The sequence below is a fragment of the Deltaproteobacteria bacterium RIFCSPHIGHO2_02_FULL_44_16 genome (assembly GCA_001798185.1).
GTDB lineage: Bacteria > UBA10199 > UBA10199 > 2-02-FULL-44-16 > 2-02-FULL-44-16 > 2-02-FULL-44-16.
The window spans coordinates 1-23411 of record MGRM01000009.1 but is presented as its reverse complement, the minus strand read 5'-3'; the positions used below and the strand labels follow the sequence as shown (position 1 = coordinate 23411).

At 44.6% G+C, this 23411-nt stretch carries 20 protein-coding genes and 2 tRNA genes; 17 read left to right on the top strand and 5 right to left on the bottom strand.

Annotated features, from left to right (window positions below):
* Positions 1-30 precede the first annotated feature (30 nt).
* Positions 31-3297 carry a hypothetical protein gene (locus A3C46_04570; GenBank protein ID OGQ22734.1) on the bottom strand — a complete coding sequence of 1089 codons (3267 nt, stop codon included), beginning with the start codon at positions 3295-3297 and terminating at the stop codon, positions 31-33.
* A gap of 307 nt (positions 3298-3604) precedes the next feature.
* Here A3C46_04570 and A3C46_04565 point away from each other — a divergent pair, with 307 nt between their 5' ends.
* The 4 genes from A3C46_04565 to A3C46_04550 all read left to right on the top strand — a co-directional run bounded on the left by A3C46_04565 (position 3605) and on the right by A3C46_04550 (position 7321).
* Complete coding sequence (locus A3C46_04565) at positions 3605-4219, top strand: hypothetical protein (protein ID OGQ22733.1); 615 nt, start codon at positions 3605-3607, stop codon at positions 4217-4219.
* A 62-nt stretch (positions 4220-4281) separates the two neighbouring features.
* Positions 4282-5430 (top strand): hypothetical protein, encoded by a 1149-nt coding sequence (locus A3C46_04560; GenBank protein ID OGQ22732.1) that lies wholly within the window; start codon positions 4282-4284, stop codon positions 5428-5430.
* Positions 5431-6357: a hypothetical protein gene (locus A3C46_04555; GenBank protein ID OGQ22731.1), complete on the top strand. Its 927-nt coding sequence runs from the start codon at positions 5431-5433 to the stop codon at positions 6355-6357.
* A complete protein-coding gene (locus A3C46_04550) occupies positions 6329-7321 on the top strand; it encodes a hypothetical protein (GenBank protein ID OGQ22730.1) in 993 nt (330 codons plus the stop codon). The genes A3C46_04555 and A3C46_04550 overlap by 29 nt, the downstream gene beginning before the upstream one ends.
* Here the strand turns inward: A3C46_04550 and A3C46_04545 are convergent.
* Complete coding sequence (locus A3C46_04545) at positions 7318-8478, bottom strand: hypothetical protein (GenBank protein OGQ22729.1); 1161 nt, start codon at positions 8476-8478, stop codon at positions 7318-7320. The two genes, A3C46_04550 and A3C46_04545, sit on opposite strands and share 4 nt — an antisense overlap.
* A 6-nt stretch (positions 8479-8484) precedes the next feature.
* A complete protein-coding gene (locus A3C46_04540; GenBank protein OGQ22728.1) occupies positions 8485-9456 on the bottom strand; it encodes a hypothetical protein in 972 nt (323 codons plus the stop codon).
* A gap of 121 nt (positions 9457-9577) precedes the next feature.
* Here A3C46_04540 and A3C46_04535 point away from each other — a divergent pair, with 121 nt between their 5' ends.
* The 8 genes from A3C46_04535 to A3C46_04500 all read left to right on the top strand — a co-directional run bounded on the left by A3C46_04535 (position 9578) and on the right by A3C46_04500 (position 16635).
* Positions 9578-10042, top strand: a complete 465-nt coding sequence (locus tag A3C46_04535; GenBank protein OGQ22727.1) for a tRNA-specific adenosine deaminase — start codon at positions 9578-9580, stop codon at positions 10040-10042.
* Positions 10043-10085: 43 nt separating this feature from the next.
* Positions 10086-10173: transfer RNA gene (locus A3C46_04530), tRNA-Ser, on the top strand.
* A gap of 10 nt (positions 10174-10183) precedes the next feature.
* A complete protein-coding gene (locus A3C46_04525) occupies positions 10184-10543 on the top strand; it encodes a hypothetical protein (protein ID OGQ22726.1) in 360 nt (119 codons plus the stop codon).
* 10 nt (positions 10544-10553) lie between these two features.
* Positions 10554-10640: transfer RNA gene (locus A3C46_04520), tRNA-Ser, on the top strand.
* Between the two features lie 143 nt (positions 10641-10783).
* On the top strand, positions 10784-12262 hold the full coding sequence (locus A3C46_04515; GenBank protein OGQ22725.1) for a hypothetical protein: 1479 nt from the start codon (positions 10784-10786) through the stop codon (positions 12260-12262).
* 90 nt (positions 12263-12352) lie between these two features.
* Positions 12353-13462, top strand: coding sequence for a chromate transporter (locus tag A3C46_04510; protein ID OGQ22724.1), 1110 nt, complete (start codon positions 12353-12355; stop codon positions 13460-13462).
* A gap of 11 nt (positions 13463-13473) precedes the next feature.
* Positions 13474-15042 (top strand): hypothetical protein, encoded by a 1569-nt coding sequence (locus A3C46_04505; protein ID OGQ22723.1) that lies wholly within the window; start codon positions 13474-13476, stop codon positions 15040-15042.
* Between the two features lie 69 nt (positions 15043-15111).
* A complete protein-coding gene (locus tag A3C46_04500) occupies positions 15112-16635 on the top strand; it encodes a hypothetical protein (protein ID OGQ22722.1) in 1524 nt (507 codons plus the stop codon).
* Here the strand turns inward: A3C46_04500 and A3C46_04495 are convergent.
* The gene (locus tag A3C46_04495) at positions 16632-17573 is read right to left on the bottom strand and encodes a hypothetical protein (protein OGQ22721.1); all 942 of its coding nucleotides are present in this window, start codon (positions 17571-17573) and stop codon (positions 16632-16634) included. The two genes, A3C46_04500 and A3C46_04495, sit on opposite strands and share 4 nt — an antisense overlap.
* A gap of 14 nt (positions 17574-17587) precedes the next feature.
* Positions 17588-17995, bottom strand: a complete 408-nt coding sequence (locus A3C46_04490; GenBank protein OGQ22720.1) for a transcriptional regulator MntR — start codon at positions 17993-17995, stop codon at positions 17588-17590.
* A gap of 185 nt (positions 17996-18180) precedes the next feature.
* Between A3C46_04490 and A3C46_04485 the strand changes: the two genes are divergently transcribed.
* The 5 genes from A3C46_04485 to A3C46_04465 all read left to right on the top strand — a co-directional run bounded on the left by A3C46_04485 (position 18181) and on the right by A3C46_04465 (position 23304).
* Positions 18181-19158: a manganese transporter gene (locus A3C46_04485; GenBank protein OGQ22719.1), complete on the top strand. Its 978-nt coding sequence runs from the start codon at positions 18181-18183 to the stop codon at positions 19156-19158.
* Positions 19142-19939: a manganese ABC transporter ATP-binding protein gene (locus tag A3C46_04480; GenBank protein OGQ22718.1), complete on the top strand. Its 798-nt coding sequence runs from the start codon at positions 19142-19144 to the stop codon at positions 19937-19939. Before A3C46_04485 ends, A3C46_04480 begins: the two co-directional genes overlap by 17 nt.
* Complete coding sequence (locus tag A3C46_04475; protein ID OGQ22717.1) at positions 19923-21203, top strand: hypothetical protein; 1281 nt, start codon at positions 19923-19925, stop codon at positions 21201-21203. Before A3C46_04480 ends, A3C46_04475 begins: the two co-directional genes overlap by 17 nt.
* A gap of 207 nt (positions 21204-21410) precedes the next feature.
* Complete coding sequence (locus A3C46_04470) at positions 21411-22301, top strand: iron ABC transporter (protein ID OGQ22716.1); 891 nt, start codon at positions 21411-21413, stop codon at positions 22299-22301.
* The gene (locus A3C46_04465) at positions 22261-23304 is read left to right on the top strand and encodes a ferrochelatase (protein OGQ22715.1); all 1044 of its coding nucleotides are present in this window, start codon (positions 22261-22263) and stop codon (positions 23302-23304) included. Before A3C46_04470 ends, A3C46_04465 begins: the two co-directional genes overlap by 41 nt.
* The last annotated feature ends 107 nt before the right edge of the window (positions 23305-23411 follow it).

Genomic DNA, 23411 nt, shown 5'->3' with positions numbered 1-23411 from the left:
CAATCGGATTAACGGCTCCTCTTCAGAACGTCAATGATGATCATCTTTATTTCTCGGTCGTACGGTAACGCGTTTCCATTGTCTTCTCATCAATATGAGAACTGCGATGGCGAAGACAAAGAAGTAGGCTGTCTGCGGAGTTTGCGATGTGGCGCCAACCCGACAACCGCAACCAGATCCGCCAAGAGCTCCAGATCCTGTTTCACCAGTTCGTTCTGCTTCACCTGCGGCATCTTCACTATCTCCGTCAACACCGGTTAAATTCCCATTGCCGATAAGTGCAAATTCGGTTTTGTGATCGAGCTGTGCACAGGCAATACCTGTCGTGCTATCAATGGCGGCATCATTCACCGTGACGTATGTTCCACTTGAAGGATCATAATACGTAAACTGAATATCATCTGCGGTAAGGTCAAGTTTTTCAAGTTGGTTTGTATTCAAGGGCATACAAAGTGTAAAATTTGAACGCATGGTTTTAATTTCGTTTCCATTTTCATCATTACAAACGGAATCAAATCCAGTGATAGCTGCTGGTCTCTTCGCAGCTAAATACGGTAATCGTGCGGTTTCCTGAACGGAACACGTGACCATCCCACTCTCTGCAAGAGAAAGTGCGGGATAGATTTCCGTATAACCGTTTGCGAGTTTAATGGTATTTGCCACGCTCGCATCCCACGTCGCAGAATAATTTTCAGAAATGTCAGTGACATAATTGAGTTTGAGATTCATTTCATTTGTGCCAGCATTGACGGTGATTTCTCCCTCTTCTGAAATATAAATTTTTTGTCCCAGCTCATTGACCGCAAAACAGTGCCAGATATCGCCACTTGTGGCTTTGATCATGGCTACTCCGTCGCTGCTCGTGGCCTCTGTTGCTCCTCCGAGATCCGAAAAACAACTGACAAAGGCATCATTTTTGAGATCCTCTTCGGTCGTAGCGCTCGAATTTTTTATCGGATTGATACGTGCAACTCCTTTGCTGACATTTGTCACCGCATCGGCGGCGACAAGAATATTCACATTGATATCGGCATCGAGCGTTCGGGTCGTCACGTTGGCCGTAACCGTTTCACCCGCATAGGTGAGAACTTCAAATTCTCCATTCGAGACTCGGCCGTCTTCGAGAATAGCATCCATGGGCCTATGGAGATTGACGTAGTATTTTAAACCACCTTTTTCACGCCTCTTTGAAGCAACCGTAATCGTACATTTCCCCTCACTGTTCGTGCTACAGCCGTTGTTATAATAGTAACGTCGTTCTTCGTCTTTTTTCCCAAATTCATCAGCACGAAAAACAGTTGCTTCCATCCATGCCCATTTTTGAGCCGGTTCGAGCGTCACTTCAATTTTCCCCGTCGCAAGATACATTAAATCCTGCTGAACAACAGTATCGCTCTCCTTGATCGAAATAAGCGTTGTTACGGCGCGCGATACATATTCGTTATTCCAACCGCTCCATGGATTGACCGACCAGAGTCCTGTTGAGACAGCAGCGCTATATCCCGTATCCGTCACGGTTGCTGTTTGCCAGATTGGTCCTCGATTAACACTCACATAGAGATAGCCTTGATCAGAAAGATCAAGAATATTGCCATCTCCATCGACAAAATTTCCTTTCAATGTTTTATTCATAGCGACCATAGGAATTTTACACGTCGAAGAGCTTCCACTCGCCCCTGCAGTACATTCAACACTTAATTCTTTGGGAACATAACTCGTTCCTCCATAAACCCATCCTTGAACATGCCATGTGGCATTTGCTCCCACTAATTTTCGTGTATTTCCATTTTCAATGCTTGCCCAGTCGCTGCACCAGCCTTTGGTCTCTGCAGGACGAATGCTCACGCCTCCAGAAATATCGTTGATCAGATTATTCGATTCATCCACAAACATAATATTCATGGTGTGATCGAGCACAGGAAAGGTAAATGAAATATCAGCAGGGGCTGTCACTGCTTGCGCTCCTTCCGTCGGACAATGTCCCATGGTTCTTGAGCTATCGTTTGTTTCTGCTGACCAGTAAGATGCAAAGACATTGTGTTTTCCATCGAGGACTGCAATTTGCGCTACCCCTTGTGCATTGCTTTGTGACCAAGCAGAGAAGGTATCTTCTTTGTCATACGAATAAGCAGACACATAAGCATTTTGAAGCAGGTTTCCTTTGTCGTCTTTAACGGTTGCGGTGATGCTTTTATCTTTTTTTACCAGAACGAAATTTTTGGTGGCTGTTTCGCTTGAAGCGAGCGTTGCAGAAAGATTTTTTCCCGCATAAGGAGATCCGCCATCCACCCATTTTGGATTCGCAGAAACATTATAGGTTCCGGCGGGCATGGACAGTGAATACGATCCGTTCGAATCTGTTTGTGCATAACCATAGGCATAGCAACTCTCATTGTCTGAAGTTTCGCCAGACCATTCGGTATACATGCTGACATAAGCTTCTTGTAAAACGCTGCCATCACTTCCCGTAATTTGCCCTGTAATCGTTGCGTTGCTTTCCTTGGCTTTGAGTGTGATGGTTTTTGTCCCTTCTGCTGCGCTGACACTGGTGACCTTGTTGCTGACGCATCGGTATTTGCAATTTTGGGAATCCTTACAACCTGCGGAGATGGTGAGTCGTTCATCAGGAATGACATAAAAATCGGTTGTTGAAGCAACGACTTCTTTTGTCAGATATGACGAAGTACTTCCGAGATAAATATTAAGGCTTGAAGTAATGGGTTTGTCATTGTCATCGAGAACTTTCACTCGTAAGAGTTCACTTTTTTCAGTGACTTCGCAGCTTACGGATTGAGAACTGTTGAAATCGAGATTGATATCTGAAATACGGCATGTCCCATAGCGGTCTGCAATACTTGAACCGTAAGGAGGACGGGCTTCAATAAAATAATTTTCAGTTGCGAGTGTTTTTGAAGAATACCATGAATCCAATAACGAACTTCCATAGCAATACTGATAACAGTGAGCGCTGCGAGGACTACAGTAACTCCGCGTGACTCCTTTATAGTCAGTGTAAGAGGAGAAACAGTTTTTGGAGGGATTCGTTTCTAACTTAAAATAGCCCTTTCCACTGGAGTTGCTACACGGTGTTTCATAAGCGTCTCCTCCTGTGTATGTTTTGGGTTGAAGATAAAGGTATATATCTTCTACAGGATTTCCACCTGCGGTTACCGTCACTTCAAGATAGGTGTTTCCGTCGCCTCCGGTAGAACCATAACACGTGTCGGCATCTGCAAGAGAAGAGAGGTTGCAGAGGATGACGATGATCAGGACAGAAAGAATAAAAAAGAAGCGCATGATCCCTCCATCGAAAAGTTCCAACACCCTCTTCATAGCAATTGAGATGCCAAACAGGAGAACGAGGGTAACCTTCGAGAAAGGCAGTTTTTTTCGATTGCTCAAGGAGGTTAAAACGGCATCAGCTCAAATGAGGTCAAGCGTCAAGAAAGCGAGAAAAAAGATATAACGATTTGATTTCTCTCAAGAAAGAGCAGACAAAAAAATGACATCATCATGATGTCGGTCAATTGTAAGCTTGTCATTCGGGAAAACCTTTGGCAGAAGCTCTCAGAGAAAGCATATACGGGGAGAGAAAGGATGTTGTATGCGATTTTTCATTGGGAGTGCTGCATGTGTGACCATGGTTCTCTTTATACTCTTTCCTCAAGCAAGTTTCGCCTGTGGACATGATGGTTTTTTCTTTGGTGGAGGATATGCTCAGTCTCATCTTTTTACGCATGAAACAAGATTTTTTGCGAATTCGAATGTCAACCGTCGCATCACGTTTGGACCTGGTTTTGGTGGACATGCAGTCCTTGGGTATGACGTTTGCAAAACTCGTTGGGGCTTCCAAGTCCCTGTTGAATTTGTAAGTCTGAGAATCAATGGCAATGAGCGGACACAACTTCTTACCGTGAACTCCGAAGTCATTTATCACATTGCTTCATGGGAAAATGGAATTGATGTTCATTTGGTTGCCGGTGGCGGTATCAATTATTTGCGCGAAGGGGAGACATTTGATCGCTCGGCAAGTTACGGCGCTAATATAAATGTGGGACCCGGTGTTTCCTGGTATTTTGCCCGCGCGAAAACATTGAGTGGGGCTCTGACACTTCAAATACCGATTCGTTCGATCCTCTTTTTTGGGGATCGTCTTACTCGAAACAATACGCTTGTCTTTGTGATTCCCGTTCGCTTTGGAATGACCTTCGGTTTCTAGCGGCGCACCACTCGTATTTCTTCTCTTGTCAGAACATTGCTGATTCATTACAAAAGCTGATTATGACGATATCTCATAAGCGTTATCTTTTTACTCCTGGACCCACGATGATTCCTCCTTCGGTCACTGCTGCGCGTGCCAAGGAGATTCCGCATCATCGCACTCCCGAATTTCGAGCTCTGACGCAAAAAGTTCATGAACAATTGAAAAATATTTTTTGTACGTCACACGATGTTTATTCCATGACCTGTTCTGGATCAGGCGCCATGGAAGCTTCTGTTGTTTCTCTCCTTTCACCTGGAGATGTTGTCCTTTGTGTAAATGCCGGAAAATTTGGACATCGTTGGGTTGATCTCTGCAAACGCTACGGCATGGAAGTGATTGAACTTGTGGTCCCACGAGGAGAAACACTTGATCCGGCTGAACTTCAAAATGCGCTTCGTCAAAAACCAAACATCAAGGCTGTCTTTACGCAACTGACCGAAACATCAACAGGTGTTACCTTTGATCTTGAAGCCATGGGAAAAATGATTTCAGGAACAGACGCTATCTTTGTGGTTGATGCGATTTCAGGTTTAGCTGCAGATCGTTTTCTTCCAGATGCCTGGGGTGTTGATGTTGTGGTGACAGGATCACAAAAAGCACTCATGCTTCCTCCAGGACTTGCATTTATCAGCCTCTCTCAAAAAGCGTGGAAGTGTGTTGAGACATCGACGTGCCCAAAATACTATTTTGATCTCAAGCGCTATCGTAAAGGACATGATCAAGGAGATCATCCCTTTACGCCTGCGATCGGTCTTTACATTCAACTGGAAGAATCGCTCCGTTTGCTTCAAGAAGAAACCATCGAACATATTTGGCGTCGACATGAAATTCTTGCCAGAGCAACACGTGCAGGTATGGAAGCTTTGGGGCTTCAACTCTTTGCAAAGCGTTCTTCCAATGCTCTCACCGCAGTTTATATGCCAACGCATGTCGATGCGAAGGCGATGATCAACATTATGAAAACAGAGCTTGGGGTCACGGTAGCTGGTGGACAAGATGAACTGAAAGATAAAATTTTTCGTATTGCACATTTAGGTTATATCGATCGTTTCGATATTTTAGCAGCAGTTGGAAGTGTTGAAATTGCGCTTTCTCATCTTGGAGAAAAAGGGAGTTTAGGAAAGGGAATTACAGCAGCACAAAAAATTTTAGCGGAGCCTTTTTAAATGAAGGTACTCGTGACAGATCCGATTGATGCAAAAGCTCTTGCTTTGCTTCAATCACATGGCCTTGATGTCACGGTGAAGACATCGCTTTCTCCGGATGAACTTATTGCGACGATCCCTTACTTTGACGTTCTCGCCATTCGCAGTAAAACCAAAGTGACTCAATCTGTTATCGATGCAGCGACGAAACTTCAGCTCATTGTCCGAGCAGGTGTTGGTCTTGATAATGTCGATCAAGACGCGGCTAAAAAACGTCATATCGTCGTTGCAAATACTCCTGAAGCCACGTCACTTTCAGTTGCAGAACATACGTTTGCGCTTCTTTTCGCTTTAATGCGCTCAGTTCCTGATGCGCATATATCAGTGTCAGCTGGCAAATGGGAAAAGCAGGCATTTTTGGGAGAAGAACTTTTCGGAAAATGTCTTGGCCTTGTAGGTTTTGGTCGCATAGCTCGTGAAGTTGCTCGTCGTGCGCAAGCGTTTGGGATGAGTGTGATTGTGTGTGATCCTTTCGTGGATAAAAATTTTACCGTGAACTCTCAGGTAACAATGATGTCGTATGAAGACGTCCTCACAAAGGCTGATATTCTTTCGCTCCACCTTCCTTTCACACCTGAAACCAAGCATATGTTGAATGCAAAAGCTTTTTCGCAAATGAAAAAGGGAGCGCGTCTCATCAATTGTTCACGTGGTGGTATTGTAGATGAAGCCGCTTTGGCCGATGCTCTGGAAAGTGGGCAGATTCAAGGAGCAGCTTTTGATGTTTTTGAAATTGAACCGCCGATCAATTCTCCTCTTGTTGGAAAAAATGGAATGGTTCTTACCCCGCATATTGCGGCTTCAACCAAGGAAGCGCAAGCACGTGCAGGAGAAGAGCTTGCACGAATTGTGATTGAATTTGCAAAATCTTCTTCGATGGTTCAATAATGCATATATGTATTTCTTTTTTAGAATTCGTAACAAAATGAACTTATGTCATCCCCGCGCAGGCGGGGATCTCATGAGATTCCCGCTTACAGCATGCGGGAATGACGGCGGCAGCTTCATTTGGTTATATTTTTTTAGTTTTTTTTTCACATTTTTTCTTTCGATGACAACATATGCTTTTACCGTTTCTGGTTTCTCACAGCCATATGGCGTGGTCATCGATCCTGTTACCAATCAGATCTATGTTTCAAATATGAATGGAACCGCAGATGTGAAGGATGCCAATGGATTTATTTCTCGACTCTCAAGTGAAGGCGCTCTTGAAATGCTTCGATTCATTGATGGCGAGAAACTTTCCACAGGACTCCATGCGCCAAAGGGAATGGTGATTGTGGAGAGGAAATTATATGTCGCGGATATCACTGCCCTTCACCATTTTTCCCTTCCCGAGGGAAAGTTTCTTTCGGATATTGATTTTGGAACGCATCCTCCTCAGCATCTGTATGATATTGCCGTTGGTCCTGAGGGAAAACTCTTTGCTGTGGATGCGTTGACGAATACCATCTATCGCATTGCGGATGGAAAAGCAGAAATTTTTGTGCAACACGATCGCCTTGGTCAACCGCACTCACTTCTTTGGAATGCTTCAAAACAGTATTTTTTAGTCGCGGGATGGAGTTCAGGTGAAGTGACCGCTTGGGATCTTCAAGGGAAACAAAAATATATTCCCTCTCTTTTGCTCAAAACACTTGAAGGGATGGCACGCGACGACCGCGAACAGGTCTACGTGACAAGTCTCGCGCTTCGTTCGCTCTTCCGCATCAAACCAACGTTTGCTCTGACGTCCTTTCAACCAGGAATCGGAGAAGTGACCGACATCGGATTTCTTCTTCCAAAAAAAGAACTCGTCATCGTTTTTTCAGAAAAAAAGGAAGTAACATCAATTCCCATTCCGAAGGATTAATACGCAAAAGGTTTGATGATGGAATTTCGTAAACGCTGCTCACGTATTCCTGGCGACGTGATTGCAGGATCAAATTTTTCACACACTTGAATTGTTTCTGCGGAAAAAAAGATTTTTTCCGATGGTAGTTTTGTTTTTAATTTTTCCCAAAGAGGTCGATAAGAAGCTTCACGAATAAAGCGTGGAGCGCGCATGATGTTCCCATCGAGAAAAACTTCTCCGGTAAAAATGCGGGTTGAAGGAAATCGTTCTTTTGCGATTTCCGGAAGTTCTTTTGGATAACGAAGTAACCCCATTTGAATCCACGCAATATGCTCCAGAGAAAAGCGTTCAAAAATCTTCTCGATCACCTGAAGATAGTTTTCCATTTCTTCGCCGTCGCTTCGCAGAAGAATGATGGGATCGAGATGAAAGGCGATACGATATCCTGCGTGTACTGCGCGGCTTGCAGCATCCAGGCGCTCTTCAAATGAAGTAGTGCCGCGTTCTTCCGAAGCTATGATTTCCGGTGTATTGAGATACCACGAGAGGATGGTATGTTTGCAATGTCGAAGCGAGAGAAGATGATCGATGTTCGTCATGCGTGTTTTCAGCTCAAGGAAAGCATTTTGTTTTCCGGCAAAAAACGCGATGAGAAGACTTGCAAATCCGGTCAGAGAATCAAAAACAAGAGGATCGTGATATTCACCACATCCAATTCGAAAAAATTGATCTGGGTGTTTATCGAGAAAAGAAGACATTTCTTCAAAAATGGTTTCGATATCCACGGAAAGATGGGGAATAGGGTGTTCTCGAAGGTAGAGTTGCAAAGGACAATAGCTGCATTCGTAAGGAGTTCCCATCATGGAAGCAATCTCGAGATCAATGTCTCTTGTTTTTGTTCCAAGAGGAGGACGAAGAACGCGACCTTTTTGCTTTGTGAGAATTAATTGCTGCTTTGCGATGTCAAGCGTTGAAGGAATGTGAATGCGGGAGACATCTTCAACGACATCAATTTCAACGTCGCGAAGAGAATTAAGAAGTCGTAAGACTTCAGGATGATTTTCTATCGATTGATCAACCCAAATTTGTTCGGGCTCAAAAGGAGACAGATGTTTTTTTGTCCGAACACGACGCTCAGGAGAATAACCAGCGATTTCAACAAAGGATGTGCTCACGGATAATTACGTTTGATACCAATCAAAAATTTGTCGCCATTGTTGTTTGTCAAAGGCAGATTTAATTTTATCGATTAATTGATCCAGCTCTTCCGGATTGCTAAATTGATACTGCAATTTAAATTTTTGACTTTCAAAGTAAGGATCAGCAATGAGCTTTGCTGTGTCGGGTAATTCCAAACTCTGAATGAGCTGTGCTAAATGTTGTTGTCGTTCTGTCAACTGTGGCAGGCGAATTCCACGAAGTGTTTGACGAAGTGCTTTTACTTTTTCCGGAGGCGATGCTTGTTCATCGGCAACAATAGCGAGAAGTTGATAACGTTCAAGAACACTTTCGACGGACATCCCGTCGCGTGCGGAAATTTCACGAATGAGAGAAAGAAGTTCATTGAGCTTTCCAGCTGTCGGACGAATGTAAGAAAGTACCGCAAGTAATGATTGCTGTGTCGAAGGTGTGAACTCAGCAATACGGGAAGCAGAAGTGACCGCAATATCTGCTTGGACCACATGGTTTTTCATCGGTTCGGTCAGTGTTGAAAGCGCCAACAATTCATGCAGCAGTTTGTAACTTGGTTCTTCTCCAAAAAGGGGAAGATATTGTTTCACTAATTCTTCTTCAGGAAGAGCGCAAAATTGTCGGAGTTTCATCACCGCATTTGCTTTTTCAATGATATTCAGATTTCTCGAGGCCGCATTATCATGAAAGTTCATGAGGAATGCTTGTGCTGGTGTGAGTTCATTTGGTTCAGAGACCAGTGCTGGAATAGATTGTCGATTGAGTTCTTGAAAAACAAGAACACGTTTGTAACCACACACAAGTTGATAGGTTCCTTCGGGTGTGTGACGAACGAGAATAGGTTGAACAAGACCGACTGCTTTGATAGAGCGTTTGAGATTTTCAAGTTGTGGAGAAAACGTCATACGATAACTATCGTCTGCAATATTGATGTTGGAAACGGGAAGATGTTGCAACAACATGGTGACTCCTTCTTTTTAATGGATGCTGCAAAATAATGATTGCAAAAAACTTTTGTTTCTAAATGAGGGCGCATCGTACGGATTTGGGACTAAAAATCAACACTTTTTGAAGGAAATGTTTATGTCTTCCACATTAGAAGAATCTTTTATGCGTGAAGCGATTGCTGAAGCGCACAAAGCAAGTGCTTGCGGTGAGGTTCCGATCGGAGCGGTAGCTGTTGTTGATGAGAAGGTCGTTTGCCGTTCGCATAATCTTCGTGAACGTACTCATAACCCTTTGGGACATGCAGAACTTTTACTTCTTGATCAGCTTGCAAAGATGCACAAAAGCTGGCGCTTAGAGGAGGTTACTCTGTATGTCACCTGCGAGCCTTGTTTGATGTGTGCTGGCGCTCTTCTTCAAGCTCGAGTTCGTCGGCTTGTCTATGGATGTCGTGATCCCAAAGCAGGAGCTTGCGGCTCTTTATATAATGTTGTCGAGGATGCTCGCTTCAATCATCAGATTGAAGTGATTCAGGGAGTTTTAGCAGAAGAATGCGGAGCGCTTCTGAGTCAGTTTTTTCGCGATTTACGGGAGAAGAAGTAAAGGTTGCGACACGAAACAAAGTATGGTTTTAAACCACGACTTTGGAGAGATGGCCGAGCGGCTGAAGGCGCACGCTTGGAAAGCGTGTTTACCTTACGGTAACGTGGGTTCGAATCCCACTCTCTCCGCCAGGAGTAAAAAATGGCAGAAGTTTGTTTGCGAAATGGCCCGCGCTCAAATCAGGAAGCTTATGAGCGAGTTCTCGAGCATGTGGGAGAAGCAGGGATTACATCTGGAAGGGATCCATTTTTTGATGACTATGTGCGTGTAGAGGATCCCAGTGGGAATTCACTCTGGTATTTTGAAAAAATTCATCACCGGTGGAGTGACACTTTTTCTTATCGCGTGAGATGGTTTGAAAGACGTTATGGTTGGCACGATTTTTCATTTGAAAATAACACATGTGATCCTCGACAAGTTCCAGCAAAACATTTTGAAGCATTTGTGAGGGTGATGACACCATCAGAAGAAATATCCCCAAGCATTGCTGTAAAAAATTAATATGTAAGATGGAGAGGTGCTAGAGCGGTTGAATAGGACGGTCTCGAAAACCGTTATACCGGAAACGGTATCGAGGGTTCAAATCCCTCCCTCTCCGCAGAGAAAGTCTTGAAAGATCAGCGTATGAAGCCGTAGCGTTTTGTCATGGGCGGATTCAAATTTAAGGAAGGTTCTCATCTGCAGGGAACGATACTTTTTTCTGGAGTTCATTTCGTATTTTTTTCATAGTCGCTTTCCCCTATGTTCAAACAACTCGAGCTTCTCTTTTTAAAACTTGGGACCATTGATATTTCCGCGTTATGGTTTACTCAGCATTTGAATTTAGGAGGGGTGGTTGTCATGTCCCTTCTTTTAATTTTAGTTGGCTGTAGCAAGTTACCGCGAAAACCAGAAAGTCTTTTCTCCCTTAAAGTGACGGTCGAACATCTTTCTTACAAGGATGCCTGGAAGGTCACATTTCAAACTTCGCAGCCAGTACCGAATTTAATTTTTGACCGACAAGCGAATCGTTTCAAAGTGAATACCTGGAAGCCTTTGACTTCAGGAATAGTGGTGAAGGAAATCAATGGCAAAGAACAATTGGTAAGTCTCAATTCCAAACCGTTTCAAGAAGCATCCTTTGAGTTTGCTTCCTATTATGAGATGACCCCCAAAGATTATGAGTTCTTTCAGTCCTTTAGCGATTCCAGTGTTGTCATGTACACGGGTCATCTTCATGCTTGTCCGGAAACAGAGGATTGTCATGAACCCGTTGAGTTTCTTTTTATCCCAAGAAGCCACGAAGAAGGAATTGTGGAGGGAAAAGTTTTTCGTTCTTCAATAATGTGGCGAGATAAAACCCGAAGAGGAACGTATGTCTACTTCGGAAATTTGAATCCAATCGAAACAACGTCTCTTACAGCGATTGTTGACCCTGCATTACCGAAGTGGTTAAAAGATCGTTTCAATTCTCTGTTACCAAATCTCTTCGATTATTATGCCAAGAAAACAGGATATGCTCTTTCATTCAAGCCCTTTGTATTTTTAAGTTACTCATCTGAAGGAGGAGGAAAGAACAGTAGTGGGGGAACTCTTCCTGGCCTTATTCAATTGTCTCTCTTGGGAAAAAGTTGGGCAGAAGAGGATGAAGAATCATTCATTGACCTGACACGATTTCTTGCACATGAGACGGCTCATCTCTGGAATGGTCAGTTATTTCAATATAAATCTGGAGATATATGGATGCATGAAGGCGGGGCCGATGCATTTTCTTACCTTGCTCTTTACGATTTGAAATACATCTCCAAACAGAGACTCCTTGATTTTCAAACGGAAGCATTCAACGCTTGTCTCTCAATGCTGAAGAATAGGCCACTTATGGAAGTAAATGAAGATCCGAATCGGCGAGCACATTATCGATGTGGAGCGATTTTTTCCCTCCTTACCCATGCTGCTCTTGTAAGAAAAACCGGGAATGACCTGTTTTATTTCTGGAATCAACTCTTCAAGCGAGTGCAAAAAGAAGGGAAACTTTACACCGAAGACCTGTATTTCACGACACTCGAAGAAATCATTGACAACAAACAACTCAGCGAAAAAATAAAAATTCTTTCGCACGGCCCTTTATTGAACGCGCAAGAAATTTTTATGAGTCAGTTTCACGAATGGGGAGTTGTGGTAAAAGAATCAACATCTCGGCACATTACAATTACCGATATGCCATTAGCCCGTTTGAATTGACACTTTATTCACAGGAAATTTTCGTCGATACATCAAAGTTACTTTCTTGCGAAGTGGATGATTTGTTGAAATAAGATTGATCACTTGCTTATGCTCAAACAACTTGCACTGCTTTTTCTCAAACTCGGTACGATTTCCTTTGGTGGTCCTGCGGCGCACATCGCAATGATGGAAGATGAAGTCGTGCGCAAAAAAAAATGGCTTTCATCAGAAACATTTCTCGATCTTCTCGGCGCAACCAATCTCATTCCTGGTCCCAATTCCACGGAACTTGCCATTCACATTGGCCACAAACAGGCAGGATGGAAGGGACTTCTTGTGGCTGGTATCTGTTTTATTCTTCCTGCTGTCATCATTGTTTGGATCATTGCATGGGCTTATGTTCGCTTTGGTTCACTTCCAGAAATACAGAGTTTACTTTATGGAGTGAAACCCGTGATGATTGCGATTGTTGCGCATGCACTTTATCGTCTTGGTCGAACTGCTCTGAAAACAAAAATGCTCATGGTCTTTTGTCTTGCAGCTCTAGTCACAAATGCTTTTGGCATGAATGAACTTTTGGTTTTGTTTGGCACTGGTTTCCTTGCCATGCTCTGGCGGCAAATAAAAGAGGGGAGAATGCTCAGTCTCAATTTTTTGAGTGCGCTTCCTTTTGTGATAAATGATGCTTCATCACGGCTCAGTGAATTATTTTTGATTTTTCTCAAGATCGGTTCAGTTCTTTTTGGCAGCGGCTATGTGTTGCTCGCATTTTTGCAGACCGATTTTGTCGATCATCGTCAGTGGCTTACGTCATCACAACTTATTGATGCGGTTACTGTTGGCCAGTTCACACCCGGTCCCGTCTTCACGGCAGCGACGTTTGTTGGATATCTCATCGCAGGTCATGGAGGAGCTTTGCTTGCGACGATAGGAATTTTTCTTCCTGCATTTTTTTTTGTCGCGATCAGTCATCCTCTCATTCCGCGCCTTCGAACGTCGCGTCTTGCGAGCAGTTTTCTTGATGGCGTCAATGTTGCCTCACTTGCGTTGATGGCGGTCGTGACCGTCAAGCTTGGAAAAGAAGCTCTTCCCGATGTTCCAGCTATTTTTATGATGTTGCTGAGTTTTTTTCTTTTATGGCGTTTTCGTCTGAATTCCGCCTGGCTTGTCGTTGCTGGAGCTGCTATGGGCTTTTGTGTCAGCAGATTTCTGACGTGAAAGGAGAGGTTATGAATCTCACGACATTTCGTCAGTTTCACAATGAACCGGTGCTGAATCCCTGGAGCGATGAAGGAATGAAACGTAACCTTCTTGGGGGCATTGAAAAAGCGCGAGCTTTTCTTCATTCGGCGCACAAGGTTCTTGTGGGAGAAACGTGGGTTCCAGGAAATGCCGGAACCTATACGACAAAAAATCCGAACAACCGCGAAGAAGCCTTCGGTCCTTTCTCTGTGAGCGATGAAAGCCAAGCGCGTGCTGCACTCGATCATGCACAAAAAATATTTCTTTCGTGGAGTGTGCAGCCATATGGAAAACGAGCGCAGCTCGTGCGACAGATCCGGAAAAAATTCGCAGAAGAGCGATGGACACTCATCGGTTTTCTGATGCTTGAAATTGGAAAGACAGCGCTCGAAGCGCATGCGGAATGGGCTGAAGCCGTCGACTTTCTCGACTATTATGCAAACTCATGTGAACTTCTTCATGATCGTGATTTTTTAGCTGTGACCGACATGCAAGGTCATCGTAATCGTCTTCTTGCAAAACCGCTTGGTGTTGGTGTGAGCCTTCCTCCTTTCAATTTTCCGTGCGCCATTTTTACTGGCATGTGGGCAGCGCCAACGGTTATGGGAAATGTGATGGTGGTGAAACCATCGCCTCGCGCGCCTGCAACAGGAATCTACTGCGCAAAAATATTTCAGGAAGCAGGAGCACCTGTTCAACTTGTTCTTGATAGTGGCGTTGGGAATCATGCCCTTGGAAAATTTTTGGTCGAGGATCCTGATGTGGCTCTTGTCACCTTCACCGGAAGTAAACGAGCTGGCCTTGAAATCAATAAAGCAGCGGCAAGAACAAGCGCCAGGTGGATCAAGCGTGTGGTGGCTGAAATGGGAGGGTGTGACTTTATTGCGGTTCATGATGTTAACAATCTTGATCAACTCCTTGATGCGATCGAAACAAGTGCAACCGGATTTCAGGGACAAAAATGTTCTGCGCTATCACGACTTATTATCAAAGAAGATATTTATGATGATATAAAACAAGGAATTGTGGAGCGGTTATCAAAGATCACGTTGAAGGATGTGCTTGAGCCTTCTTCGATGATGGGAGGTGTGATCGATGAACGATCCCTCACGACAATCGATGAACAATGTCGACAAGTCGTGCAAGCAGGTGGAAAGTTTTTGGTAGGAGGAAAACCTGAAAATAGTTATCCTGGATACGGCATTCCCATAAGTCTCCATGAAGGCTTAGACCCTTATGGTGAGATGGCTTCGGTTGAAATTTTTGGACCAGTTTTTGGAATCTATAAAGCTCGAAATTTCGATGAGTTAGTAAAAATTGCAAATGTAACGCCTTATGCCTTAACAGGTTCGCTCTTTACGGAGGATCCGAAACTTCAAGCGCGGATTTCAGAATTCAGTTCAGGAAATACCTACCTCAATCGAAAGTGTACCGGTGCCTATGTCGGCACACAGCCTTTTGGTGGATGGTATGGATCAGGGACTGATGACAAAGCCGGACATTGGAGTCACCTGCTTCGTTTCTTACAATGGCAAACTGTTTCTGAAAAAATGTAAGATAAATCTTTTGCCACATGTTTTTGTCTGAGGCATAATAGCAAAATTAAAAATCTCAAAGGGGGAGAAATGAAACGGATTTCTATTTGGGGAATGTTTGTCAGTCTCGTTTTTTTCAATGCGTGTGGTGGAACGACGGCGACAACAACAACTGCAACGACAACAACAACTGATTCAACCACTGGGAAAACTGTCCCAGGTGATCTTGTGATTAGTTCACCGACAGCGACAAGCTCTGCCAGCACTTCCATTTCAAAACGCGTTTTCTGGACAAAGGCCGAAGTGGGTGATGCCGCTGCAGATGATTTTGCATCAAAAAAGACAGCGCTTCAGGCTCTTATCGCTGGAACTAATGACTGTAAATTTACGATGGCGCTCCCCTCGGTGACCTCCACTTCCTGTTATGCGCCGTCAGTCAATTATCTCGGTCATCCAGATGGTTCACCAAATAGTGGACAAATGCCAAGCGGGGATCTTGCGATTTGGAATGCGACGCAAGGGACTCAAGCCTGCGCTGCGGCAAAAATGACGGAACTCGTGGAAAAAGTGGCAAGTATTGTCGATAATATGGTCAGTGTTTTTGGAGCCGTTGCGTGTGCTGGAAAAAAGGCGAGCATTGCACTCCCTGCGATTGGGAGCTCGGTTGATCTTGCGTCAGCTCTTTCAACCTATGTTTCTGTGACGGGTTTGACCTTTAGCGCTGCAACGCTGGAGCGGCTTGCTGATTCTGGAGCAAATCCAGTGTATAAATCGACGCTCACGATGTCGATGTCATTTGGAGGGGCTACCGCGCAAACGGCAAAAATTGTCTTAAAACATATTCCCACAGCGACCGATAATAGTACGTATAAAGGAAAAGTATCAATGACCATGAATCAAGCGCAAGGTGAGGGATCAAATTGTGCTGGATCCGGCGCAAGTGGTGTGACGCAAGCGGGAACGATTCTCTATGAAAAGACATCGGCAACGGCGATGAGCTATGAAATGAAATTTGCCCAGTTCTGCGGCACAGGGAAACAGCTCGATAGTGATAACAACATCAGCCTTGCAGATCAGCTTGCAACAAGTGCGAGTGGTTGGGGAGATAATGCTAACTATATGGTTGCGAGCATTAACCCAAGCAATGGAACGGGGACAGTGGCGTATGCATGGCAAGCAGGGCAGGGTGATGATAGCAGTCGTGTGTTCAATATTACGACAACAGCCGACGCAAGTGGAAATATTACCGGAACAGCGTATGCAGGTATGGGTGTTGAAATTGGAACAACAACGGATCTCGGGAAGGTGACCAAATTTATTTGTAATTGGGCGGGTCCTGGACAAAGTCATACTGGTATTGCCCGAGCACAGCGACAGGAAATCAGCAAAGCAAGTGGAGCCACTGAATTTACGGCGACAAGCTCGAATATAACGTTTGCTCCCAAAAATGATTGCAATGCTTCAGTAGGGGACAATTTTACCTATACTTCAGTTGATGGTGGAAATCCCACAAACGATCGTGCAGCAGCAACAAGTGATGTCACGAATAATTTGGTTCCGCTCACTGATTTCACGTTTACGGTTCCAACTGCTCCGACCGATGTGGGGGGTTAAAGAATTCTCCAACTAAAACCCAATCCAGTTCCAATATCGGGTGAAGCTTCAGTCAGTCCGACTTGGGCAAACGTATCGATCTTCATGTCAGGAGTTAAGAGAAACCCAAAACCTGTATCGAAGCGATGCTCTCCTTTTGGACCTTCCATCATGGGGACAGCTCCTGCAAATTCGATGAACATTCCTAAACGATCATCGAGCGCTGGAATAGGGAGAGGGCGATTAAGAGCTCCAGCATACAGAAATCGTGCAAATTTATTTCCGTTAGCATCCGTCACAGGAATGTCGAGCCCAAAGTTTATTCCCAACGAAAATTTTTGAGGAAGCTCCCAATCCATGAGCACCACAAATTTTGGTTCGACCGTATTTGCTGAAAAAATATCTTTTCCTGTCGGGAGGGTCAGATGAAAGAGAAACCCGAGAGAGGGTGCAGCCCCCTCATTGTCTTGGAGATGCACTTTTGTGCCAAGATCAATGTCGGTAAACCCCGTTGTCGATGATGTTCCAGTTTGTGTTTGAATATTGAGAAACGGTGCTTCGAGTCGTACTTCTGCCCAATCTGTTACCCCAAATTTGATGAGTGTTGGAAAATTGTAATTGTTTGTTGAAACACCGGCATCTTCATCATGATCAAAGGCAAAACTTGTTTCAATTTGAAATCGATATTTTCCAACAGTCTCGCTTGCTTCTGCAGCGTCAGGACGATCGGTGACAAGAACATCGTCCCAATTTTTTGAAGCGGCGTTTACTTCGTTCGCGAAGAATACAACGCAGATCATTGCGAGCAACCAACTAGAGCCCAGCTCATAAATGGCTTTTTGATCATTTTTGTCATCCCTGCGAAGGCAGGGATCCAGTGTTTTTAATATTTCTGGATTCCCGCCTGCGCGGGAATGACAATGAAAGTGATTTATGAGATAAGCTCCAAATTTTTTCATGTCATAACTCCTTTTTAGATTTTGGTTTTGAGAAATGCTTTCATTTTGGAAAGTGTTTCAGGACTCACGTGATGCTCCATTCCTTCAGCATCAGTATTTGCAATAGGTTCCGGAACTCCGAGTTTTCGTAAAAAGGTATACACGATATGATGTCGCTCGCGACTTTGTTTGGCGAGTCGTTTTCCGTGCTCTGTTAAAAAAACGGAACGATAGGGTTTTGATGTCACAAGTTTTTCTCGCTGCAGACGAGCCACAATTTTGTGGGCAGTGACAGGAGTGACACCAAAGTGCTTTGCGAGAACGGTGACTCTTGCTTCTCCCTGTTCATTCACCAGCTCCTGAATCATTTCGACGTAATCTTCCGCCTTTTCATGCACATGATCGTTACGGACCTTGGTAAATTTTCGATTCTTGACACTCATGCCGATCCCTATTACACAGAGAAAAGAATTAGCCAAGGCTAAAATTTTAAGTAATGACTAAAAATGAGTAACAAAATAAACTTATGTCATCCCCGCGCAGGCGGGGATCTCATGAGATTCCCGCTTACGACATGCGGGAATGACGATAGATTTTTTTGTTGTAATTTAAAAATACAGGAGAGAGTATGAAAAAAGTTCGATGGTTTTATTTTGGAATGATGGTGTTCGCTCTTCTTATCGCTTGCTCAAAAGCTGATGAAACGACGACTTCAAGTTCAAAGAAATCATTTAGTATCGAGACACCGATCAATGCGGTCACCACCACCGGGATGATTGCTGATGCAGTAGAGCGAATCGGTGGTTCGTACGTAAAGGTGACGGGTCTCATGGGACCAGGAGTTGATCCGCATCTGTATAAAGCAAGTGAAGGAGACATTCAGCGTCTCATGAATGCAGATATTATTTTTTATAATGGTCTGAATCTCGAAGGAAAAATGGGAGATATTTTTGTGAAGATGGCACGCACTCGTCCTGTGGTAGCTCTCACCGATAATTTGAATCCGGAGATGTTACGTGAGCCTCCGGAGTTTCAGGGTCACTATGATCCGCACGTCTGGTTTGATGTGAAACTCTGGGCAGAAACGCTTCCGATGATTGCTGAAGGGCTTGCTGATCTTGATCCAAAACATGCTGATGAATTTCGTCGCAATATGAAGGCGTATCGCGAAGAGTTACTTCATCTGGATCAATGGTGTCGTGATACGATCGCAAAAATTCCAGCACCACAACGAGTACTCGTCACCGCGCACGATGCGTTTGGATATTTTGGGCGAGCTTACAATATTCATGTCGTGGCACTTCAAGGGATTAGCACGGTTTCCGAGTTTGGTCTGAAAGATGTCCAGCGTTTAGTCGATCTTATTGTCGATCGAAAAATCAAAGCTGTTTTTGTAGAGTCGAGTATTCCGCAACGCTCTATCGAAGCGGTCGTCGAAGGAGTACGAAAACGAAGACACGATGTCATTATTGGAGGAACACTTTTTTCTGATGCGATGGGGAAACCCGGCACTCCGGAAGGAAATTATATCGGCATGGTCCGTGCGAATGTGACCACAATCACCAATGCTCTTTTAGGGAGAGGGGATCATGCAGACATCAAATGAGAAAGCAGCTCCCATTTCTGTGCGTGATCTGGCCGTTGCGTATCATCGTCGTCCAGTGCTGTGGAATGTGAATCTTGATATTCCTGAAGGTCGCTTGATCGGGATTGTGGGTCCAAACGGTGCGGGAAAGTCGACGTTTATTAAAGCGATCATGGGACTTCTTCCGCTTGCTTCCGGCACGATTTCTGTTTTTGGCGAATCACTCAAACGTCAACGACATCTTTTAGGATATGTTCCGCAGCGTGGTTCTGTTGATTGGGATTTTCCGACGAACGCGCTCGATGTGGTGCTCATGGGTCGCTATGGAAAGATTCCTCTTTTTCGTCGCCCCAACAAACAACACCGTTTGTTTGCGCAGGAGTGTCTGGAAAAACTCGGGATGCAAGGCTATGCGCATCGCCAGATCAGTCAGCTCTCCGGAGGTCAGCAGCAGCGTGTTTTTCTCGCGCGAGCGCTTGCGCAAGAAGCGACTATTTATTTGATGGATGAACCTTTTGCCGGTGTCGACGCTGCGACCGAGCAGGCGATTATTTTTCTGCTTCGCGAATTAAAACAACAGGGGAAAACAATTCTGGTCGTTCATCACGATCTTCAAACGGTTCCCCATTATTTTGATGATGTGCTTCTTCTCAATCAACGCTTGGTTGCCTTTGGACCGATCAAAGATGTTTTTACCGAAGAGCGTATTCAAGAAACATACGGCGGACGACTGAATATGTTAGCAGCAGTGGGAGAAGAGATTGCAAAGCGGAAGGAACAAGATCATGAACATTCTCTTTGATGCGAATGTTCAGTATGTTCTTTTCGGTTCTGTTTTTTTTGGGATCAGCAGTGGTGTCCTCGGTTGTTTTGCTTTCCTTCGAAAGCGTGCGTTAGTTGGTGATGCTATCGCGCATGCGGCACTCCCCGGCATTTGCATTGCCTATCTTCTGACCCAGACAAAACATCCTCTCGTGATTATTCTCGGAGCTGCAACAACAGCTCTTCTCGGAAGTTTTGCAATCAACGTGATCACAGAAAAAAGTCGCATCAAGGAAGATGCGGCAATTGGACTTGTCCTCTCTGTTTTTTTTGGGATCGGCATTTTACTCCTTACGTATATTCAACATCAACCTTATGGAAATCAATCAGGGCTTGATAAATTTCTTTTTGGTCAAGCTGCTTCTCTGATTGGTCGCGATGTTCAAGTGTTTGGAACTCTCGCAGTACTTTTACTCGTTGCAGTTTTCTTTGCGTATAAAGAATTCAAACTCATGGCGTTTGATCGTTCTTTTGCTTCAGCCATTGGACTCCCCACAACTCTGATGGATGTTTTCTTAACCCTTCTCATTGTTCTGGTGGTGACGACAGGTCTTCAAGCGGTCGGTGTTGTGCTCATGGCCTCGATGCTGATTACTCCTGCAGCTGCGGCTCGTCAGTGGACCGATCGTCTTCCGGTCATGCTTCTGCTTGCTGGTCTCTTTGGCGCTTTTTCAGGAGCAACCGGTGCGATTGCAAGTGCGCTTGCTCCTCGCATGCCAACAGGTCCTTGGATTGTGATGACGATCACACTTTTTTTTGCGATTTCAATTCTCATGGCTCCAAAGCGTGGCATTCTTCCGAGATGGCAACGACATCGAGGAAATCACCGACGTATGAATTGCGAAAATATTTTACTTACGTTCTATCGCTTAGAAGAAGAAGGCTCAGAGCGATTTTTTTCTCTGGATGAGATTCGTCGTTATCGTGCTTTGTCGGTTCGCTCTGCACTTCAATTGCTTTCGATCTTAGAACAAAAAGAATTGATTCTTGGCGGTGAAAAACCTGAGCATTGGCAGCTCACCAGCAATGGACGCTCCGAAGCCAAGAAACTGATACGTCGACATCGACTCTGGGAACTCTATTTGAGTCGCTATTTGCATCTGCGTCACACACAAGTTCACGTTGACGCAGAAGAGATCGAACATATTTTGACGCCTGAACTGGAAGCAGAACTTGAAACCTTATTGCAGCATCCAAAGCGCGATCCTCATTTGAAACCGATTCCTGAAAGCGACCATGGATAATACACTGCAAATAATGGATCGAAGACCTAAGGACTCTCTGAAAAACTTCATAATGTCATTCCCGCGTAGGCGGGAATCCAGTATTGTCAGTCACTTCTGGATCCCTGCCTTCGCAGGGATGACAACATCGGCAGTGAGTCAGAGTTTTTCAGAGGTTCCCCGAGAGAAAATGTGAATCAGTTTGGTAATAAGTAGAGTGAGGAAAGTATGACAGCGAGTTTTTGGATTATCATGACCGGTATTTTAGCTTCGGCATCGTGCGGCATGCTGGGATCTTTTTTAGTGTTGCGTCGTATGTCGATGCTTGGTGATGCGATCAGTCATGCAGTTTTGCCCGGTATTGCGCTTGCGTTTCTCATCTCCAACAGTCGCCATCCCATTCCGATGCTGCTTGGCGCAGCAGCGTGCGGACTTCTTACGGCGTTTGTCACGGAACTTTTGCATCGTACGGGACGACTTCAACAAGATGCGTCGATTGGCGTGACATTCACCTGGCTTTTTGCGCTCGGAGTGATTCTCATTTCTGCATTTGCAGGCCAAGTAGATCTCGATCAAGAATGTGTTTTGTACGGTGAAATTGCGTATGTTCCCTGGGATATCTGGATTGTTGCCGGAAATTCCTGGGGACCGCGAGCCGTGTGGATTTTAGGAAGTATTTTTTTGTTCGATCTTCTTTTTATTTTTTTCTGTTATAAAGAGTTGAAAGTCACCACATTTGACCCGCTGCTTGCGCATTCTCTCGGTATCTCAACGAGATTTTTTCACTATATGCTCATGACTGCTGTTTCACTGACGACGGTTGCTGCATTTGAAAGTATCGGTGCTATTTTGGTCGTTGCCATGCTCATCGCTCCAGCGGCAACAGCCTATCTTTTGACCGACCGACTTTCATCGATGCTTGTCATTGCGGCCGCCGTCGGAGCGCTCTCTTCTCTTTTTGGATATCTTCTGGCGCACGCCCTCGATGCTTCGATTGCAGGAGCTATGGCAGCCGTCGCAGGATTTCTTTTTCTCCTCGCTTTTTTAGGAAGCCCCCGTTATGGAGTTCTGACTTCTTATGTCGCGCGGCGTTTTACTCGTAAATTTAGGCTCTCCTGATTCCCCGTCCATTGCTGATGTGCGACGTTATCTTCATCAGTTTTTGATGGATTCTCGTGTGCTGGACGTTCCTTATCTTCTTCGCAAGTTCATTGTTTGTTGTCGTGTGCTTCCAAAGCGTTCGAAGCAGACAGCACATGCCTATCAGCAAATTTGGACAGAAGAAGGTTCTCCGTTGCTCGTTATCAGTGAACGTGTTCGAAGGTTTGTGCAGAAAAGAGCGAAGTTCCCTGTTGCGCTTGGTATGCGTTATGGAAATCCCTCCATTCGAGGAGCACTGAAAGAATTACTTTCTGATCCAGAGCTCGATGAAATTTTATTGATTCCGCAATACCCTCATTATGCGATGGCAAGTTATGAGACGGCTGTTGTGGAAGTGCAAAAAGAGCTGCGCTCTCTTCAAAAAAAAGAAGCTCGTCACGTTACTTTAAAAATTATCCCTCCGTTTTTTGAAAGACGTGATTACCTCAAGGCAATTGTGGAAAGCATCAAACCATTTCTCACAAAAGATTTTGACCATCTCCTTTTGACATATCATGGAGTCCCTCTTCGTCATCTTCGCAAAACTGATCCGACGGGAAAATATTGTCTTGCTTCTGAAGCCTGTTGTGCGCCACCACAAACAACGGGAGGGGCAGTGCTTTTTCAGGTTGCACATGAAACCTGTTATCGTGCACAAACAAAACGAACTACCGAAGGTCTCGTGGACTTACTTTCGCTTTCACCTGAAAAATATTCCATGGCATATCAATCTCGATTTGGAAAAGATGAGTGGCTCACCCCCTTTACCGAAGAGACGATTCGGTCCTTAGCAAAAAGAGGTGTTAAAAAATTGCTCGTCCTCTCTCCCGGCTTTACAGTCGATTGTCTCGAAACCTTGGAAGAGATTGGGATGCGGGGACGAGACGTTTTTCGAGAAGCTGGAGGAGAGGAGTTGACGCTGCTTCCTTGTCTGAATGATCATCCTGCTTGGATTGAGACCTTAGCTGCTTGGTGCAAATAAATTCTTCAATGAAGTGCCGTGCACTTAATTGCGATGAAAGTGCATTATAAGGCATCTTTTTTCACATTAAGTGCACGGCACTTATTGACATACTCCATTCATACACT

Bases quoted from the DNA above. Each gene is read 5' to 3' on its own strand.
- A3C46_04515 (OGQ22725.1), top strand. From the start codon at position 10,784: ATGTTCAAACAACTCGAGCTTCTCTTTTTAAAACTTGGGACCATTGAT.
- A3C46_04505 (OGQ22723.1), top strand. From the start codon at position 13,474: ATGAATCTCACGACATTTCGTCAGTTTCACAATGAACCGGTGCTGAAT.
- A3C46_04510 (OGQ22724.1), top strand. From the start codon at position 12,353: ATGCTCAAACAACTTGCACTGCTTTTTCTCAAACTCGGTACGATTTCC.
- A3C46_04480 (OGQ22718.1), top strand. From the start codon at position 19,142: ATGCAGACATCAAATGAGAAAGCAGCTCCCATTTCTGTGCGTGATCTG.
- A3C46_04500 (OGQ22722.1), top strand. From the start codon at position 15,112: ATGAAACGGATTTCTATTTGGGGAATGTTTGTCAGTCTCGTTTTTTTC.
- A3C46_04465 (OGQ22715.1), top strand. From the start codon at position 22,261: ATGTCGCGCGGCGTTTTACTCGTAAATTTAGGCTCTCCTGATTCCCCG.
- A3C46_04570 (OGQ22734.1), bottom strand. From the start codon at position 3,297: ATGCGCTTCTTTTTTATTCTTTCTGTCCTGATCATCGTCATCCTCTGC.
- A3C46_04485 (OGQ22719.1), top strand. From the start codon at position 18,181: ATGAAAAAAGTTCGATGGTTTTATTTTGGAATGATGGTGTTCGCTCTT.
- A3C46_04555 (OGQ22731.1), top strand. From the start codon at position 5,431: ATGAAGGTACTCGTGACAGATCCGATTGATGCAAAAGCTCTTGCTTTG.
- A3C46_04560 (OGQ22732.1), top strand. From the start codon at position 4,282: ATGACGATATCTCATAAGCGTTATCTTTTTACTCCTGGACCCACGATG.
- A3C46_04475 (OGQ22717.1), top strand. From the start codon at position 19,923: ATGAACATTCTCTTTGATGCGAATGTTCAGTATGTTCTTTTCGGTTCT.
- A3C46_04565 (OGQ22733.1), top strand. From the start codon at position 3,605: ATGCGATTTTTCATTGGGAGTGCTGCATGTGTGACCATGGTTCTCTTT.
- A3C46_04470 (OGQ22716.1), top strand. From the start codon at position 21,411: ATGACAGCGAGTTTTTGGATTATCATGACCGGTATTTTAGCTTCGGCA.
- A3C46_04525 (OGQ22726.1), top strand. From the start codon at position 10,184: ATGGCAGAAGTTTGTTTGCGAAATGGCCCGCGCTCAAATCAGGAAGCT.
- A3C46_04535 (OGQ22727.1), top strand. From the start codon at position 9,578: ATGTCTTCCACATTAGAAGAATCTTTTATGCGTGAAGCGATTGCTGAA.
- A3C46_04495 (OGQ22721.1), bottom strand. From the start codon at position 17,573: ATGAAAAAATTTGGAGCTTATCTCATAAATCACTTTCATTGTCATTCC.
- A3C46_04540 (OGQ22728.1), bottom strand. From the start codon at position 9,456: ATGTTGTTGCAACATCTTCCCGTTTCCAACATCAATATTGCAGACGAT.
- A3C46_04490 (OGQ22720.1), bottom strand. From the start codon at position 17,995: ATGAGTGTCAAGAATCGAAAATTTACCAAGGTCCGTAACGATCATGTG.